We start from the raw sequence: 507 nt of genomic DNA, 5'->3' as shown, positions 1-507 counted from the left end.
ACACCGGGATCGTCGGAGGCCTGCAGCGCCAGCGGTGCCGCGAGACGCACCACGCGCTCCTCGTCGGCGTGGCCGACGACCAGGGCGCGGGCACCGTCGTCCAGGATCTCGCGGAGCGTGGAGATCTCGCCGACCGTCTCGTACTCGGTCGCCTCGACCACGGTGAGGGCCTCGTTGAGCCGCACCGTCTGGCCCGTGCGGAAGGTCGCGACGTCCAGGTTCGGGGAGCAGGTCAGCCGCATCTTGCGACCGGAGGTGAACACGTCCACGGTGTCGTCCTCGAAGGTGCCCAGCAGCACGCCGTAGCCCGACGGGGGCTGCCCCAGGCGCTCGACCTCCTCGCGAAGGGTGAGCAGCTGGTTGCGCGCATCGCGCAGCGTCTCGAGCAGCTTGGCGTTGCGGGTGGTGAGCGCGTCGACGCGCTCACGCAGCGCGGCCGCGGACGTGGCCTGCGAGGCGGACGAGTCCGCCGACGCGGCCGAGGGACGGGTCGGATCCGGTTCCGTC

Annotated in this window: 1 pseudogene; it reads right to left on the bottom strand. The window is 72.4% G+C overall.

Annotated features, from left to right (window positions below):
• Window positions 1–507, bottom strand: a pseudogene (locus tag FK268_RS24015) (proteasome ATPase); the annotation flags it as partial.

This window comes from Tsukamurella sputi, from assembly GCF_007858445.1.
GTDB classification, from domain to species: domain Bacteria; phylum Actinomycetota; class Actinomycetes; order Mycobacteriales; family Mycobacteriaceae; genus Tsukamurella; species Tsukamurella sputi.
The sequence above is the reverse complement of the archived record's forward strand: the minus strand, read 5'-3'. Positions and strand labels throughout refer to the sequence as shown.